Origin of the sequence: Ktedonospora formicarum, from assembly GCF_016587355.1 — a bacterium.
GTDB lineage: Bacteria > Chloroflexota > Ktedonobacteria > Ktedonobacterales > Ktedonobacteraceae > Ktedonobacter > Ktedonobacter formicarum.
In genome coordinates, this window is the sequence record NZ_BNJF01000001.1 from 1,091,380 (window position 1) to 1,108,461 (window position 17,082).

General features: G+C 51.6%; 14 protein-coding genes and 1 pseudogene. 4 read left to right on the plus strand and 11 right to left on the minus strand.

Features of this window, described 5'->3' with window-relative positions; translation table 11 throughout:
* The first annotated feature begins 102 nt into the window (after nt 1-102).
* Nucleotides 103-1,434, plus strand: a complete 1,332-nt coding sequence (locus K3T82_RS04740; RefSeq protein WP_220192332.1) for a hypothetical protein — start codon at nt 103-105, stop codon at nt 1,432-1,434.
* A gap of 70 nt (nt 1,435-1,504) precedes the next feature.
* Nucleotides 1,505-1,675 (plus strand): hypothetical protein, encoded by a 171-nt coding sequence (locus K3T82_RS04745; RefSeq protein ID WP_220192333.1) that lies wholly within the window; start codon nt 1,505-1,507, stop codon nt 1,673-1,675.
* A gap of 69 nt (nt 1,676-1,744) precedes the next feature.
* Here K3T82_RS04745 and K3T82_RS04750 read toward each other — a convergent pair whose 3' ends face one another.
* From K3T82_RS04750 to coaE, 7 genes and pseudogenes are all read right to left on the minus strand, one after another.
* On the minus strand, nt 1,745-2,452 hold the full coding sequence (locus K3T82_RS04750; protein WP_220192334.1) for an ABC transporter ATP-binding protein: 708 nt from the start codon (nt 2,450-2,452) through the stop codon (nt 1,745-1,747).
* A 1-nt stretch (nt 2,453) separates the two neighbouring features.
* Nucleotides 2,454-2,732: an ABC transporter ATP-binding protein C-terminal domain-containing protein gene (locus tag K3T82_RS50860; RefSeq protein ID WP_476630036.1), complete on the minus strand. Its 279-nt coding sequence runs from the start codon at nt 2,730-2,732 to the stop codon at nt 2,454-2,456.
* A 6-nt stretch (nt 2,733-2,738) separates the two neighbouring features.
* Nucleotides 2,739-3,344: pseudogene (locus K3T82_RS04755) on the minus strand (ABC transporter ATP-binding protein); the annotation flags it as partial.
* A gap of 15 nt (nt 3,345-3,359) precedes the next feature.
* The gene (locus tag K3T82_RS04760) at nt 3,360-5,339 is read right to left on the minus strand and encodes a branched-chain amino acid ABC transporter permease (RefSeq protein WP_220192336.1); all 1,980 of its coding nucleotides are present in this window, start codon (nt 5,337-5,339) and stop codon (nt 3,360-3,362) included.
* Nucleotides 5,340-5,396: 57 nt separating this feature from the next.
* Nucleotides 5,397-6,410 (minus strand): branched-chain amino acid ABC transporter permease, encoded by a 1,014-nt coding sequence (locus tag K3T82_RS04765; protein ID WP_220192337.1) that lies wholly within the window; start codon nt 6,408-6,410, stop codon nt 5,397-5,399.
* A 291-nt stretch (nt 6,411-6,701) separates the two neighbouring features.
* On the minus strand, nt 6,702-8,024 hold the full coding sequence (locus tag K3T82_RS04770) for a branched-chain amino acid ABC transporter substrate-binding protein (RefSeq protein ID WP_220192338.1): 1,323 nt from the start codon (nt 8,022-8,024) through the stop codon (nt 6,702-6,704).
* 435 nt (nt 8,025-8,459) lie between these two features.
* On the minus strand, nt 8,460-9,065 hold the full coding sequence (coaE, locus tag K3T82_RS04775) for a dephospho-CoA kinase (RefSeq protein WP_220192339.1): 606 nt from the start codon (nt 9,063-9,065) through the stop codon (nt 8,460-8,462).
* A gap of 356 nt (nt 9,066-9,421) precedes the next feature.
* Between coaE and K3T82_RS04780 the strand changes: the two genes are divergently transcribed.
* A complete protein-coding gene (locus K3T82_RS04780) occupies nt 9,422-11,029 on the plus strand; it encodes a tetratricopeptide repeat protein (protein ID WP_220192340.1) in 1,608 nt (535 codons plus the stop codon).
* A gap of 104 nt (nt 11,030-11,133) precedes the next feature.
* Here K3T82_RS04780 and K3T82_RS04785 read toward each other — a convergent pair whose 3' ends face one another.
* Entirely contained in the window at nt 11,134-11,304 is a 171-nt protein-coding gene (locus K3T82_RS04785; RefSeq protein ID WP_220192341.1) for an ABC transporter C-terminal domain-containing protein, read from the minus strand.
* 71 nt (nt 11,305-11,375) lie between these two features.
* A complete protein-coding gene (gene abc-f, locus K3T82_RS04790) occupies nt 11,376-13,097 on the minus strand; it encodes a ribosomal protection-like ABC-F family protein (protein WP_220192342.1) in 1,722 nt (573 codons plus the stop codon).
* A 730-nt stretch (nt 13,098-13,827) separates the two neighbouring features.
* Here abc-f and K3T82_RS04795 point away from each other — a divergent pair.
* Nucleotides 13,828-14,496, plus strand: coding sequence for an orotate phosphoribosyltransferase (locus K3T82_RS04795; protein WP_220192343.1), 669 nt, complete (start codon nt 13,828-13,830; stop codon nt 14,494-14,496).
* A gap of 178 nt (nt 14,497-14,674) precedes the next feature.
* Here K3T82_RS04795 and K3T82_RS04800 read toward each other — a convergent pair whose 3' ends face one another.
* Nucleotides 14,675-15,577: a slipin family protein gene (locus K3T82_RS04800; protein ID WP_220192344.1), complete on the minus strand. Its 903-nt coding sequence runs from the start codon at nt 15,575-15,577 to the stop codon at nt 14,675-14,677.
* An 80-nt stretch (nt 15,578-15,657) separates the two neighbouring features.
* Entirely contained in the window at nt 15,658-17,040 is a 1,383-nt protein-coding gene (locus K3T82_RS04805; RefSeq protein ID WP_220192345.1) for an NfeD family protein, read from the minus strand.
* Between the last annotated feature and the right edge of the window lie 42 nt (nt 17,041-17,082).

Below are 17,082 nucleotides of genomic sequence, written 5' to 3' on the forward strand. Positions count from 1 at the left end.
CTCTTACAAAAGTGGTCTAGAAAAGATCCCGCACGGAACCCTTTCTAGACCACTTTTAGATCGACTCTTGACCATCTGCGAGCAGACGCATATACTGCAAGCATGAAACGACAACGCCTGGCGTTACTGGTACTCCTACTACTCATAGCCAGCTTACTTCTTACCGCCTGTCAGGCAGGACATGATGGGACAAAGATCCTTGGCTATATAAAAGATGGACAACTCTGGACTGCTGATCCCGATGGCGCAAACAAGCTCGCTATCGTGAAGCAAGCTATCCCAGTCGTAGGATATACCTGGTCACCAAATCATCAGATCGTGGCATTTCGCACGATGGACTCAGATTTTGCGCGTTCGGCTGATGCCCACCGCATCTCAGGGCAGCTACCAAGCGGATTAATTGGGGATATTCCCAGTGCCGTCAGCACGATAGGAGTCGATGGAGGGACTCCCATTGAGGTTGCCTTCTCAAACCCTAACGCACGCAATAGTAATCCCATCTGGAATGCTACTGGGAATCGCCTGCTTATACGCCAGACAGCGCTACCAGCAGCTCCCCAGCCCGGTGATGCCTCATGGTGGATAACGCAAAACGACCAGCCCGGCGGCATCGCCGCGAAAACCTTCCCCGCCAGCTACTCGCTACCTTCTTTTGGCTATACAAATGACATCGTCGCGGGGAACTCGCCTGAGGGACTCTTCACAGCAAGCATTACTGGCACCAATCAACGCTTTCTCTCACATCAACCACTCACAGGTCACCCCTTGCCTGCCGCGCTGGAACGTGTACTCTGGCAGCCTGGACACCAGGATGCAACCCTTCTCTACGCGGTAGAGCTCACATCTCAGAAGACGCAACAGGTGCAGCTTATCCAGCGTACACTACAGGGCAGTGAGAAACCTCTGTTGACCTGTGCCTGCACTCAGTTCGCCTGGAGCCCTGATGGCAATGCTATTTTATACACTACCAACGAAAGCTTCGCGATTTACACACTTAAGACAGGGCAGACTTTCACTTTTCAAGCAGATATTGATAGTGCCCCTTCCTGGTCTCCTGATGGGCATCTGTTGCTCCTCAATGGAACTCAAAACTTGAAGCTTGTCGATATAGCGCACCAGCGGGTTAGCATCTTACTTAGCAAGACATCTGGCTCACCGCAACAGCACTTGGCATTCTCTTTACCCGCCGATAGCAAAGCGCTTCTACAACCTCTAGCCAATAGCCCCTGGTCTCCGGATAGCACCCACGTGATCTTCCTGACCCAGCAACGCCTCTACTGGCAAGGAAAAGCGCTAACGTCGGGCGAAGGACTATACACAGTGGCGCTCAACACGGATGGCACATCTCAAAGTACGCCAACTCTGATTGATTGCGGAAAGATAAGCCAGCCAGGTTGGACCTACCAGGACCCTAACACCTCGTTCCTATTCTAAAAAGAGGAAAGGTTCCCGAACAGTTTCTCAAACCCGCCATTCGGACTATAAGAATTTCAAAGGAGAGACCATGACGAAGCAATCGCACGATCACAGCATCGAAGAAGAATATGATGATATGGAGCTACTCGAACACCTCGAAAGCTTACGCGAAGAGATGGAAGAGCTTGGTGTACGCACCCTGGAAGAGATTCAAGCACGCATCGAAGAACTGAATCGCAAGCTCGACGCGCGCCACTAATCTCCAGAAGCATAAAAAGAATGCCGGGAGCTGATGCCCCCGGCATTTCCACTTCACCCGCCTCGCGTTCTAGGCACCGCCCAGATACGCCTGACGTACCAGGTCGTTTGTTAGCAGGTTGCTGGCAGTATCACTCAACACGATCTTGCCAGTCTGCAACACATAACCACGGTCGGCAAGCTTCAATGCCATTGAGGCATTCTGCTCCACCAGGAAGACCGTCACACCTTCTTTACGAATACGGACAACGGTATTGAAGACCGTCTCGACCATAATAGGTGAGAGCCCCATCGATGGCTCATCCATGCAAATCATACGAGGATGCGACATCAAAGCGCGCGCCATCGCCAGCATTTGTTGTTCACCACCAGACATGGTACCAGCTTGCTGCTTCAAGCGCTCTTTGAGGCGTGGAAAGATATCACACACATGCTCCAAGTCATGGCTGAGTTCAGCGCGACTCTTGCGAGTATACGCCCCCATCTCCAGATTCTCCATTACCGACATGCGTGGAAAAATGCGCCGCGCCTCTGGCACCAGGGCCAAACCAGAGGCTACGATATCGCCTGTCAAGCGCTTTTCAATCGCCTTGTCATCAAAAGAGATTGAACCACTGCGGGAGCGTACCAGACCGAAGATCGTCTTCATGGTTGTGGTCTTACCAGCAGCATTAGCTCCCAGCAAGCACACAATCTCGCCCTCGTTGACCTCCAGCGACACATCCTGAAGCACATGACTGGGGCCATAATACGTGTTCACATTTGAGAGTTTTAACATACTATTTGACCTCGTGATCTTCCGTCTGTTCCTGCATCTCGGCTGATTGCTCTGGTTCCTCGGCGGACTGCCCCAGGTAGGCCGCGATAACCATCTTGTTACGGCGAACCTCCTCAGGCAGGCCCTCCGCGATCTTGCGCCCATAATCAAGCACAGCGATGCGATCCGACATACCCATCGTGACTGCAAGCTTATGTTCGATCAGCAAGATCGTTAGGCCCAGCTCATCGCGTAGGCGGCGGATATAGCCGACCGCCTCCAACGTCTCAGCCTCGTTCATACCAGCCGTTGGCTCATCCAACAAGAGCAGCTTGGGCTTTGCAGCCAGTGCGCGTGCGATTTCTACACGCCTGCGCTCGGCATACGAGAGGTTGATCACATATTCATCCTGGCGATCTACAAGGGACTGACCGAAAAAGCTCAGAAGCTCTACCGCGCGCTCACGGGCCGCTTCTTCTTCATGGCGTACCCGAGGAGTTCGAAACAGTGAGCCCAGCACACCCGCCTTCAACTGCGTATGCTGACCAACCAGCACATTCTCCAGAACAGTCATATTGTTGAAGAGGCGAATGTTCTGAAAGGTACGCGCGATACCACGAGTGAGCACCTGGTCTGGATTCAACCCTACAGTTGATTTTCCCTCCAGGCGTATCTCGCCTTTCGTCGGGCGATAGATACCAGTAATCAAGTTAAAAACCGTGGTTTTGCCCGCGCCGTTAGGACCAATGATACTGATAATCTCTTTGGGTCGGATAATCAGGTCAACATCGCCGACAGCCGTCAAGCCACCAAAGGACTTGGTCACCTGGCTCAGTTCCAGCAAGGGCTCAGCTGTCACAGGCTCAGAAGGGGTACCTTCGACGCGCTCTGCTTGCATTTCACTCATACTCATTCTCCTGCGACTCGCTTATTCAACACGAACACTTTCCTCGAAGTCAGGCGCTCCAGGAGGCTCCTCAAGGGCATCGCCCTCGTCGGCCTCGGGAATCTTCTGTTCCTCATGGTGTAGCTCGCGCTTCCGTCGCGCACTTGGGATCAAGCCCTCTGGGCGGAAGATCACAATCGCCACCAGAATGATGCCGAAGATCATACCACGAACGTTATTAAAGGCAAAGTTAGGAATCGAGCGGAAGACGTGAAGGATATTATCGGGAGATGCCGCCAGGGTATCCAACTGACCCAGAATTTGCAGGTTGATTGCATAGACGGCAATAGCGCCCACAATCACACCTGGAATACTACCAAGGCCACCAATGACGACCATTGCCAGATAGATGATCGAGTCGCTGAAGTTAAAATTGTCAGGCGAGACGGTACCCAACTTGGCCGCATGGTATACACCAGCAATACCGGAGAAGAACGCACCCGCGCCAAAGGCCAGCAGCTTCGTATTCACGAGGTTGATACCAGACGAAGATGCCGCGATCTCATCCTCACGAATCGCGATCCAGGCGCGCCCCAGGCGTGAATCACGCAGGCGTATGTTCGCGAAGACGCAGAGCACAATCAAGGCCAGGATCAGATAGTAGTACGGAATCGTAGTAATCGAGTTCCAGTTGACGCCGGGAAGAGCAGGCGAATAAACACCGACGATACCATTGATACCATTGGTATACTTGTCCAACTCCCTGAAGATGACCGGAATGATTTCACCAAAGCCTAGTGTGACAATCGCCAGATAGTCACCTCGGAGACGCAGTGTTGGCGCACCCAGGATGATACCCCAGAGGGCCGCAATCAGAGCAGCCACAATCACCATTGGCCAGAAGAGCCAGCCCCAGATCGTCGGCTGTACTGTAATGCCTGTCAGCAATTGAAACTGAGACGAGCCAAAGAGACCCCAGACATATGAACCAATCGCGAAGAAGGCCACATATCCCAGGTCCAGCAGGCCAGCGAAACCTACCACAATGTTGAGACCGAGAGCCAGGATAACGTAATAGCCAGCATCACCATAAGCAGCCAGGCGGCCATCGGTACCATACCCAAACAGGAGCGGATCGATCACCGGGTAGAAGACAGCAAAAGCCACAACCAGGATCATATAAAAGCGCTGCGCGCCAGGGCCTAGGAGCGGCTGATCCGTTGGGACAATCTCGCGAATCTTCTCTTTCGCGCGAGCGAGTGAAAGCGAAGCTAGTTGGCGCTCTTTGCTCTTGGCAACACCATTTCCGTTTGCACCATTCTCTTTGGCTTTGAGCGCACGACGCATAGCAGTGCGACCACCAAGCTGGCCCAGGAAGTAGCCCGCAATAGGAAGTATAATCGTGCGTGCCACAATCCAGATGAGCAACGTATTAGAGACCAGGCCTGCCACATAATAGATGATGTCTGCGACCAGTGAGATTACCGCAAAGATCGTCGCGAACCAGAAACCAGCGGCGGTTGCCTGCTGCACTCGCTGAGCACGGGCCTCTTCAGTCAGTGTATCAAGGCTCGCGAGCGGCGGCGGAGGCGTATAATTGAGCATCTTACGCACGCGGCTGCGCCCAAAACTATACGCGCCCCAGACAATAATGCTTGCCGCCAAGCCCATAATCAGGCCCATCAATTGGACCAGTAGCAAGGGTACGACGACCTGAGCGACGATATCGACCCATGTCTCAATCCAACCGCGACGTCCACTATCCGCTGCGGTTAAGTAACCCGCTAAGGCAATAATCACCATATAGAGCGCGGCTACAAAGATCGTGGCTTCAATCAGTGTTGTCCAGGTAAATGTAGTTGAAGTCTCAGCACCCAGATAACCGAGAAAGACGTTATTGACAATTCCCTCGCCACTCCAGACAAACGTAAACACACACAGCGGCAAGAGAAGCGCTACAACCCACTTGATGATAACTTTACGCGTATCAGGTGGAGGAAGAAGCGTACGAACAGACGACATAACCTCACCTCGCATCGTGAATTTGATAGGAAGACAGCGATAACATTTCGGCTCCTCCTACACCTTTTCAGGCGTCTGCTGACCCAGCAGGCCAGAAGGACGGAACACCAGAATCAAGATCAGGACGGCAAAGATGACCGCTCGGGTCCAGGCACCACCGCCATGAGGCAGACCAAAGCCATACACATCCGAGTCAGGAATAAACGAAGTCATCTGCTCTAGCACGCCGATCAAGAGGCCACCCAGCACCGCACCACGAATGTTGCCGATGCCACCCAGAACAGCCGCAATAAAGGCTACCAGACCATAATCGAAACCAATTGAATAAATGGTGCTACCATACTGGAGGCCATAGATGAATCCGGCTGCGCCAGCCAGAGCGGCTCCAATAAAGAATGTTGACGAGATAACACGGTCAACATTAACACCCATCAACGCGGCAGCATCACGATCTTGTGCGACCGCGCGCATCGCGCGCCCCATTTTCGTTCGTGCCACCAACCATGTCAAAGCGACCATGAGCACCACAGCAACGATAATATCGAGCAAATTGTTACTTGTCACAATAACAGAATCGGCGGGCTTCGCCAGACAGGTAACATGTGGCGGCAGCACGCTATCAATCGAGATCGGCCAGAGACAATAGTCGAAGCGTGGGAAGATCTGCGGGAAACGAATATAGTTGATACCATTCCAGAGCTTGCCTGCGTCCTCAAGGATTAAGGATACGCCAATCGCGGAAATAAGAGGCGCAAGCTTTGGCGCATTACGCAACGGTTTATACGCCACACGTTCAATCAGGACACCTAGCAATGCACATCCTACCATTGCGAACAAACACGATCCTATCAACATGAGGACCAGAATGATACCTGTAGGATGCGAATTTCCTGTCACGCCCATCAGACTAAGGGCGGCGATGGAAAGCATTGAGCCAATCATAAAGATGTCGCCATGAGCGAAGTTGATAAGCTCAATAATACCATAGACCATAGTGTAGCCTAGTGCGATCAAAGCATAGATAGCACCTGCCACCAGCCCGATCACCAGGACTTGAAAGAAATGTATCATAACACGTTTTTTCCCATCTACTATCTAGAGGTCTTATGCGAAAACCAACGCCGCTGTCGCGGCTAGTGCTGCCGCACTCAGGTTTCCGAATAAGGAGTAGGAAAAACAACCTGTAGAGAAGCGCAACAGGGGGAAGCCGCTCCAGATCCACAAACCTGTCGCCGACTCCCCCCTGTGTCATTGATGGTAGGCTAACCTACATTGGAGCCTGCCATATGTTCTGCAAAATCGAGATGCGATGGTTCACAGATATTGGGTCTGTGACACCTCAAGTTCTCTAGCGTATAGACTCTACTTTGCGGAGATCTGGTCAACGAACTGATAGTCAGTCTTGCCGTTGGCCTCAACGATCTGATAGATGGAGATGACCTTGTTGGAGGTATCGCCATTGCTATCAAAGGTATGATGGCCGGTAACACCGCTATAGTCAGTCTTCATCATCGCATCGATGACAGCCTGGCGGAAGGTTTTTCCACCGTCGGCATCGTTGGAGTCCTTAGGAGTCTTCGCACCGTCACCGATAGCGCGCTTGATAGCCGCAAGAACGATTTTCATGCAGTCATAGCCACCCGCGCTATACGCACCGTACTGATCTTCACCATAGGTTTTGTTATAACTATCGATGAAGGTCTTAGCGGCAGGCAGGATGGTCTCGTTCACCTTAGCAACGGTTGCGTAAGTGGGAGCCCCCTTGGCGCCAATGGTTTTCGCGAAGGAGGTGTTCTGGATGCCATCACCACCAGCGAATGGCAGGCTTGAGGTACCCGCGTCGTTCTGCAGCTGCTGGCGGAACTGCGTGCCACCCTGGCTATCGGTACCACCGAAGAAGACAACATCGGGGTGTGCAGCCTTGATGTTAGCAAGGGTGCCGCCGTAATCGTTGCTCTTCTGCTTACTCTCGCGGTTACCCACGATTGTACCACCCAGGTTCTTCCATTCCTTGACGAAGATGTCAGCTAGGCCCGCACCGTAGACGGTTGTGTCGTCAACGACATAGGCTTTCTTGTAATTCTTCTTCTGGTACAGAAAGTCAGCGATCACGCTACCCTGATGGTCATCAGTAGTCGCGATACGGAAATAGGTGGTCTTGCCAGTGGGGCGCAGCGTCGGAACCTTGTCCTGCGCACCAGAGCAGCCAATGTCGGCACCTTCACGTGTCAGACACTGGTTGGTGTTGGAAGGACTGATAAGGACGATAGGAGCCTGGTTCGCAACAGGCATTTCGGCCTGAGCAACAGAGCTATTGAAAGGACCCACAATACCCGCGACCAGCGCGTCGCCGATCAGCTCAGTAACATTTTTCTTACCGGTATCAGGATCATAAACACCCTGGGCACCAACATCATCTTTTGGTACAAACTGGAATTTGTAGCCTGGGATAAAGTTCTGGTCATTAGCTTCTTTAACAGCCAGCTCCGCACCATTCTGCGCGGGCTTGCCGTTTGCGGTATCCTGGCCAGATACAGGAAAATCGGTCGCGACTTTAATGGTCGTGGAGCCAGCACCACCATTGTTGCCAGTGGTAGACGTGCCAGGACCGCAGGCAGCCAGAATGGACAGGAGCAGCACAGTGCCCAATGCCAGAGCACAAATACGTGACCAACGTCGTTGCATATGCAAGTTAGCCTCCTTAGAAATAGAGCATTTTCCAAAATGCCACATATGAAAAACCAAGGAAGTAGGGATCAACAAAAAAACGTTCCGCATCGCTGAATTTGGGGTAAGCCGTAAGCGCCGGAAGAACATTGATGCCCTCTTTGAAGATAAGTACGCTATCCGGACTGTAAATCTCACCAGGACTGCAGAGTTTTTCCTCTCAGCTTTCCCCTCTCACTAATAAAGACTCCATCAATACGTAAAACCTGACAGTAATTTACGTTTTACTTTTGCCGATTGAGAAATCTCTTTCCCTTCCTCATCGCTGAGTAACGAGGCATCGTGTATTATACTATACACGTCTCACACCTTCGAAGCCATAGCTTTTTGTCCCCAAAATCCCCCAGTTAGAGCGAGTCCATATGAAACTTAGCATTAATCAGCAAGGAAAAATCAATTATGGAATTTCAGCAAAGCTCGCTCAAAGGCTTCTACCACCTGACGGCGTGTCTCCTCACGTGTTCCACCATTCTCAATCACTTCATCGACCAGGGTTCTTTTTGGCTCTACAGGCGGTTGCGCCCGGATACGCTCCCAGGCTTCTTCCTCGCTCATTGCGTTTCTCTGCATAAGGCGCTGTATTTGCTGCTCAGGCTGGCACACCACTAGCCATTTGACATGACAAAATGCTCCAGATCCTCCTTCCAATAGCTTCACAGCGTCAAGCACAGCAATCCCTTCTGTGCTCACGCGTTTCAACTCGGCCTGGATCGCTAGAGTCACAGCTGGATGAACAATACTTTCCAGACGTTTCATCGCTTCGGGGTCACGAAAGACAATGGCTCCCAAAATCTGGCGATCTACCTCACCATCTGGTCGAAGCACTCGCGATCCAAACGTATCCGCGATCTGGCGTGCAATGGGCTGGTCCTTCTCATACAGCCGATGCACAACGGCATCGGCATCGATGTATGCCTCCGCACCAAGCTCTAGTAGGAGCTTTCCAACAGAGGTCTTTCCACAGGCAATGTTGCCTGTCAAACCCAGGACATACGGCATTGGCATCCCCTTTCAGTCATGCTAAGATGGCATATGCAACAATAATTAGCCGCTTGTTAATAGAACGAATATGAGGGTTGGTATGCACGCTTGAGCCAGAAGAGCGGCGTGAAGCCCAGACATCCCAAAAGTACCTGTGCATACCGGTTTCCTGCCTCCCCCTCAACAAGTATCGTACAATAACCAAATAGCCAGAACAAACCGAACACAGGATATCAAGGAGTTGAGATGAGTAGGCGATTGGGATTAATCGTGGGCATTAATAACTATCAGGACCCCACTTTTCGAGCATTGAAATATGCTGAAAATGATGCCCGCGCGCTTGCCCAGTGGCTTGGCAACACTAAGGGAGGACAGTGGCCCCTGGCGATATACAGCATATTCAGGGGCAAAGTGTTACCCATGAACTGTTCAGGTCACTTCTTTCGCAAGTCTGCACACAAGTCGCGACACCTAATGACCAAATCTTTATTTACTTTGCGGGGCATGCTTTTGTAGATGAGAGGAGCGGCGACGGCTATCTTGCTCTTGCAAATACCAATTACAAAGATCCACAAACAGCACTCCACCTGGGAACTCTTATGCGCCAGATCTTGCCTCAATGCCGCGCCTCTCAGGTTCTTCTGATTTTCGACTGCTTCCAGACTGGACGCCTTTGGAGCATGCGTCGCACATCACATTACGACTTTGCGCCATTGCTAGGCCGTACCCTCTCAGGAAGCCTTCAGGGAACGACCAGTCACATTTTAGGGCTCTCCTGTCGAGGCAACGAGTTCGCGGGTGAAACAGGAGAGCGGGGACTAGGAACGTTTGCCCACCGGATGATAGCAGCCCTGTGCGGTCCCGCGACTGATCCACAGAGCGGGAAGATTACCTTTCAGCGAATGCAAAGCATTCTTAATCAAAGCAAGGATGAGCAGCATAAGCTGCATATTGTGGGGCAATTTCAGAACCCATTTACATTTACGGGTGAAATGGCTCCCCCGGCTCCAGCACCTAACAGCATGCGCCAGGGCTCCTCTCCAACCCATGCGGCCCAGCAAGGTCTTATGGGACAGGCGACAGCAACTCAGGTTGCGCCTCCACCTGAGGCGGCTCAACAGCCAAATCAGACAGAACAAAAAAATCAGCAGATTTCGCAGCTGCTCGCCCAGGCCCAGCAGTTGCTACAACAAAGCAATCAGCCCCAGGCACTACAACTAATCGAGCAAGCTCTGCAGTTAGATCCTGCCAACAGTGAAGCCCTCACATTAAAATGCCAGGTCCTTGGCACGGTAGGGCGAACTGATGAAGCTTTTTCGACCGTCGATCAGCTTCTCCAGAGTGATCCCAATCATGCCCTGGGTTGGAGTATGCGCGCTGTCTTGCTTAATAATAGTGGGCAGTATCAGGCTGCGCTTGTCGCCATTGAACGCTCGCTTGAATTAAACCCAAACAATCCAGAGACCTATGGGATCAAAACGAACATCATGGCAAGCTTAGCCACAGCCCAGAGCATCAAAGGAAGCCCAAGCACCCCTCTCACACCGAAACAACAACCAGAGAAACCCACTATTAAGGCTTTTTTTGGAAATCTCAGTCTCGAAATAGTTGGTTATATTATCAGTATTGGTGGTATGGGTCTGCTTGTGGCTCTCCCCTCGGTGCCGGCGATAGCGGGTCTGCTCATTGCCAGTATCGGACTCGGAATATGCTGCACGCAAGCCGCGCGTGGTGCCTTTCGACACGGCTTTAAGAGCGCGTTTTTCACGCTGTTACTGTGTGTTCTCTCCCTGGCTCTCGTTGGTGGAGCTTATCAGTTCGGGAGCACACGCCTTATTGGCGTGTTCCAAAGCCGTCCAGCAATCGTAGAGCCAACTATTTTCCTGGCTTTCTGGCTAGTGCTCACCAGCGTCCTGCTCTTCTTAATCGCCTTCTTTGGCTATTTCAGCGGGCTCATCAGGCGACTCACCAAGCGGCGTTAACGCTCTCACTTTAACAGGGATTATAGGAAATGAGCTGGTTTGCCTCGGCAAACCAGCTCATTTCCTATAATCCCTGTTAGGGATCTCAATTAGCAAGGAAGTTGCTAGCTGGCAACGTCCGCTAACTGTTCCCACTCCATAAGCAGTTCTTCAACTCGCGTCTTTGCCTGCTCATAGGCCTCATTTAGCTCTGTCAGGCGCTCGGCATTGGCCTCAAGCGCCGCTAGCGAGAGCTCTTCCTCTAAATCTTTGATCCTTGCTTCAGCCTTCTCCACATCCTTCTCTACATCCTCTATCGTGCGAACCTTAACTTTGCCTTTCCCTTTCCTGGGCGCGGGCTTTGTTGTTACGACTGGGGGCTGCTTTTCAGCTCGCGTCTCCTGCTTTTTCTCGCCAGCAGGGGCATTCGGCGAAGGGGAAGGTCGAGCACAAGCGGGCGCTTATACATGCGATATTCGGTATAGTTGCCCGAATATGGAATAAGGACACCATCCTCAATGGACCAGACTTTCGTCGCCAGGCGATCAATGAAGTAACGATCATGTGAGACGAAGAGCAGAGTTCCATCATACTCGTTCAAGATTTCTTCTAAAAACTGGCGCGATTGCAGATCCAAGTGGTTTGTTGGCTCGTCCAAAATCAAGAAGTTAGCGCCCTGCAAAGTCAGCTTCGCGAGAGCGACGCGGCTACGCTCACCACCACTCAAAGCGCCGATAGGCTTAAAAACATCATCATTGGAGAAAAGGAAGCGTCCCAGAAAGGTTCGAGCCCCTTCTTCACTTAATGCGCTTACCTGACGTATCTCATCCAGGATGGTACGCTCAAAATTCAGACCCGCGTGCGTCTGTGAGTAGTAACCAACACGAACGTTATGCCCAAGCTGTAACTGGCCACTAACAGGCGAGAGCTCGCCAATAATCGAACGCAGCAGCGTTGTTTTCCCGGAGCCATTGGGACCCATCAACCCAATGCGATCTCCTCGCAAGAACTCGATGTCAGCCACAGACATCAGAACCTTTGGCTCCTGCGTGACACCTACATCACGACGTGAGCGGGCTCCATAGCCGACCAGGAGTTTACGCGCAGACAAGACAGTCGTTCCACTATCGGCAACAGGAGTGAGCTCAAAGCTCATGGACTGAAAGTTTTGGGGACGCTCCAGGCGTTCCATACGGTCCAGAAGCTTCTGTCGCCCACGCGCCTCTTTACTGCGTTGCCCAGCCTTATAGCGGCGTATGAACTCCTCAGTATGTGAAATGTACGCTTGCTGCGCCTCATATTCACGCAAGCGACGCTCAATCCGCTCCTCGCGTAACTCTAGATACTTTGTATAGTTCCCCGGATACTCCTCAATACGCCCAAAAGCAAGTTCGATGGTTCGCGACACGATCTTATCCAGGAAATAACGGTCGTGAGCCACAATGACAATCGCGCCCTTCCAAGTAGAGAGATAGGTTTCCAACCATTCAAGCGCGTCAAGGTCCAGGTGGTTTGTTGGCTCGTCGAGAAGCAATACATCAGGCTCTTGTAAGAGGAGTTTGCCCAGGGATGCACGGGTTTGCTGGCCACCGCTTAGGTGTTTAAAAGGGCCATTTTGCTGCTCACGCGTAAAACCAAGGCCATCGAGTACCTGCTCAACGCGGTTCTCATAGGTATATCCACCAGCATGTTCCAGGCGAGACTGCAATTCGGCATAACGTGCGAGAAGGCGTTCATAGAGCTCCTGGTCTTCCTGAACTTCAGCCATCTGCGTCGCCAGTTCGCCCAACTCGCGCTCCCATGTCTGAACATGAGAGAAAACCGTCAATAGTTCTTCGCGTAGCGTATTATCAGGCTTGAAATCGGCAACCTGGGTCAGGTAGCCAATACGAATGTTACGTGAAACCGCTACCTGCCCTTCGTCGGGCGTTTCCCGACCGGCAAGAATGTTCATTAAGGTGGATTTGCCTGCCCCATTTGGTCCCACCAGCCCTATACGATCATTGGGATCTATTTGAAAATTGATGTTTGAGAAAATGCGTTCAGCACCAAAGGACTTCCCTAGTTGGATGATATTTACAATTGCCATGTAAGCTTCACCTATAAGATCAATAATGTTACTCAAAACCTCTGGCGCAGAGAATAGGCACGACAAGCCATGAGGTATAGATGAGAGAGTATGGTAGGGAATACATCACTCAGAAGTACATAAACCGGAACAGAATCATATCTTGCGCATATTATACCATTGTTGCGCTACTTTTTCCTCGAACGAAGATCATCTAGGCTCTCTGAATCCCTTTAGGTCAGCGTCTACTCTGTATCTAGGCACTATTACCTGCTATAGCAGGTGCTCTTGAACAGGTAGCGTGGTTAATCCAAATAATCGGCTGATCTTTACAAAGAGACAGTTCGTCTATGAACAAACGATCAGCAAATAATGAAACACCGAAAGAGCTTTGCACAAAATCTTTTAGTAGCTCCGGGATATTTTGAGGGCTCTCTAGCGACTATCTCAGGAACTATGATATACTGAATTAGCGTATCCTCTCTACCAAGAAAACAGCAGATTCATGACGACAAGCAGTTAAACGCCATGACACGCTCGCGAAAAGCTCAAGAGCTTCTTCGCAGCAGCGGGGTCCTGCCCCCGGAGGATGCCAAACTGATGCAAGCAGGCACGCCGCTAGAGCATATTTCCCAAGGGAACAAACTTTCACGTGTTCGCTTGTGTTCACATGCATCAGGGTGTTTAGAGCAAAGAAAGGAGGCGGTGCGTCCTCTCTCTGTAAGGAGGATATACGCGCCGCAGTGCTAAGGTGGCAAAAGAGCAGTCCCTAGATAATCTCTGGTTGGCACAAATTCTCTTCGACCTGGGGGGCGTTCAATTCGGGAACTTTACCGTGAGTGAATCGGCGGTAAGTTCGCCAGTCTTCATTAACCCCAAGGTCTTAATCAGTCATCCAACCGCCCTTCGTGTTGCCAGCAAACTGATGCAGCAAGAGATCCAACTGGCACAATCGCTACGCCGTTCGCGCGTCCACCCATTTAATGTGGTCGCTGGCGTTCCAGTTGGTGGCCTTCTCCTGGCAACCGCATATTCTCTTGAGAACAACACCCCCCTTATCTATGCCCGAATTCGTCCCGAAGGAACTGGCAAACGTGGTATCGAAGGACGCTTCACCAAGGGGGATACATCTCTCATTATTGACGATCTCGTCACTCAAGGCAGCAGTATCCTGGAAACTGCTTCGCTACTTGAAGAGAATGGTCTAACCGTCAAAGATGTGATCGTTCTCATCGACCGCGAGCATGGGGCTGCGGAACGGCTACGCCGCCGTGGCTATAATCTGATGAGCATCCTTAAACTGGATGTGATGCTCAATCATTATATGTCAAAGGGTCTTATTTCTGACGATACCTACCGCACCTGCGCTGAATACTTACGTAGCAAACAAATCGAAAACGATACATCGCCACTCGGATAAATTTCCCAGAATAAAGCAGCACTAAAGGGAATGGAGGCACCATTTGCAAATGGTGCCTCCATTCCCTTTCTATCGCAATATGTCTGGCAAGAGCGCTAAGAATCCAGGTTGAATATACTTGTCGCTGCGAAAGTACAGGCCAGACATATCCCTGTCTCTTAGCTCACCATGACTGGCGTTATTCCTGGGGTGGCCTTCCTGGCTGCTGCGGTGGCACGGGTCGCGGCGCTGGAGCCGGAGCGGGTCGCGGCGCGGCTGGCGCGGACGGCGTATAGCGTGGAACGTCAACGTTCTTTTGTCCATTCGCACGATCAGGTCGCACTGTTTGTAGAAGCGGCTCAATCAGATCCATTGGCAGCGGGAAGATGATCGTTGAGTTCTTCTCGACAGCGATCTCTGTCAGCGTTTGTAGATAGCGCAACTGCAAAGCACTGGGCTGAGAACCGATGACTTCGGCAGCCTGGGCCAGTTGGGCCGAAGCCTGGAGCTCACCACTTGCATGGATGATCTTGGCGCGCTTCTCGCGCTCCGCCTCAGCCTGCTTCGCCATCGCGCGCTGCATCGACGAAGGCAACTCAATATCCTTGATCTCTACCGCTGTAACTTTTACACCCCAACCCTCAGTATGCTCATCGATGATGGACTGTAGTTCCTGGTTGATCTTGTTACGATGTGCCAGCAGATCATCAAGGTCAGACTGACCCAGAACATTACGCAGGGTCGTTTGCCCAATCTGAGTCGTCGCCTGGATAAAGTTGAGTACGCGCACAACCGCCGCCTCAGGATTGACTACGTAGAAGTAGACAACCGCCGTAACCTTAATGGTAATGTTATCGCGCGTAATGACTTCTTGCGCTGGTACATTAAGAGTCACAATACGCAAATCGACCTTGATCATACGCGAGATGATAGGCGCAATAAAAATTACGCCTGGTCCTCGCGCACCGACCAATTTGCCAAGGGTAAAGACAACACCACGCTCGTACTCCTGCACAATACGAATGCTAGAGAAGAGTAAGATGATGAACACAATCAGCACGACGAACAATACGAACGCGCCGAATCCATAAAGGGCCTCCATTAAGAACCTCCTATACACGCCAGGGCGCTTTCGCGTCCAGCGACATATCTTTGTGCACAATCAGCTACACCATATGGCGTTTAATCGGGTGGCGCAATTTTGTCATCATCCCGCATATATGTAACAACCGGACGAACATGCAGGAGTAGACGCTCAACCGCGACAATCTCCAGGTTGACGCCACTATCAACTATTTGATCTGACGAGTCCAGGGTAGCGGCCCAATTCTCGCCCTGATAACGTACCCGGCCTTCTGGCGTTAAAGGGGTAAGCGCGACCACATGCGCCCCAACCATGCCCTCCACCCCACTCCGCGCCTTCATACGCCGCACGCGCGCCGCAAAAACAACGATGGTCAGCCCAAGAAGTACAACGACAGCGCCCGCGCCATAGATAAACCATGGATTGAGTTGCGCTCCACTATAAGGTCCAGAGCTTCCGCTGTCAAAGAAGATCAACGAGCCTACTACGAGCGAGAGAGCCGCGCCAAGGGTTAGAACTCCATGCGTTGATAAGCGAACATCCAACACAAGTAAGACGAAAGACAGGCCCATTAAGGCCAAACCAGCCCAATTTGGCGAGAGAGATCCCGCTCCAAACAGGAACAGGAGTAACGCAATGGAACCTGTAACGCCAGGTGCGATGGCCCCCGGATGCGAGATTTCCAGGTAAAGACCTACCATAGCCACTATGAAGAGCAGAAAGATAACAGTGGGGTTAAGCAAGAACGTATAAAGCACACCAACTGGCGTTTCGCTTACATCCTGCACCGTAACACCGGCAGTACTCAGCGTCACAGTTTGCCCTGAATACATTCTTATCTGGCGTCCATTCAGTTGCTGAAGCAAGACACCCAGATTTGGCGCACCGAGGTCTACAACATGCTCACGAATAGCCGTAGCATCATCATAGGAACTGGCTTGTGTTACCATCCGGGTCGCCAGAGGAATATTGCGTCCATATCGCTGCTGAATACTTGTCATAGAAGCCACAAGATCATTGGTAATCTTGGCCTTGAGGGTGCTCCCAATATCGCTACCCGTACTCGTCACAGGACTGGCCGCACCGATACGGGTAGTTGGAGACATAGCAGCTACATGCGCGGAAAGAGTAATAAATGCGGCTGCGGACGCAGCCCTTCCTCCTCCTGGGGTCACATATGCCACCACAGGAATAGAGCTTGCCAGAATCTTTTGCGTCATACTTTTCATGGAATCCAGATCACCACCAGGGGAATCAATCTCCACAATAAGCATGTGTGCACCATCGCTTGACGCACGCTCCAATCCACGTGTGAGCAAGCGCAAAGAGGCGGAATTGATTTCGCTATTGAGTATTACTCGGTCAACATGCGCGCTTTCAAATTCTTTACCTTGTACGCTCGTCGAGGTTATCCCCAGAAGACACATTAGACCAAAAACAATGATGAAACCCACACGAATCCGCTGGTAAAAGCCGCTCATAAAAGTGGTCCCCCAATAGTTGGTACAGACGCACTGCCACGA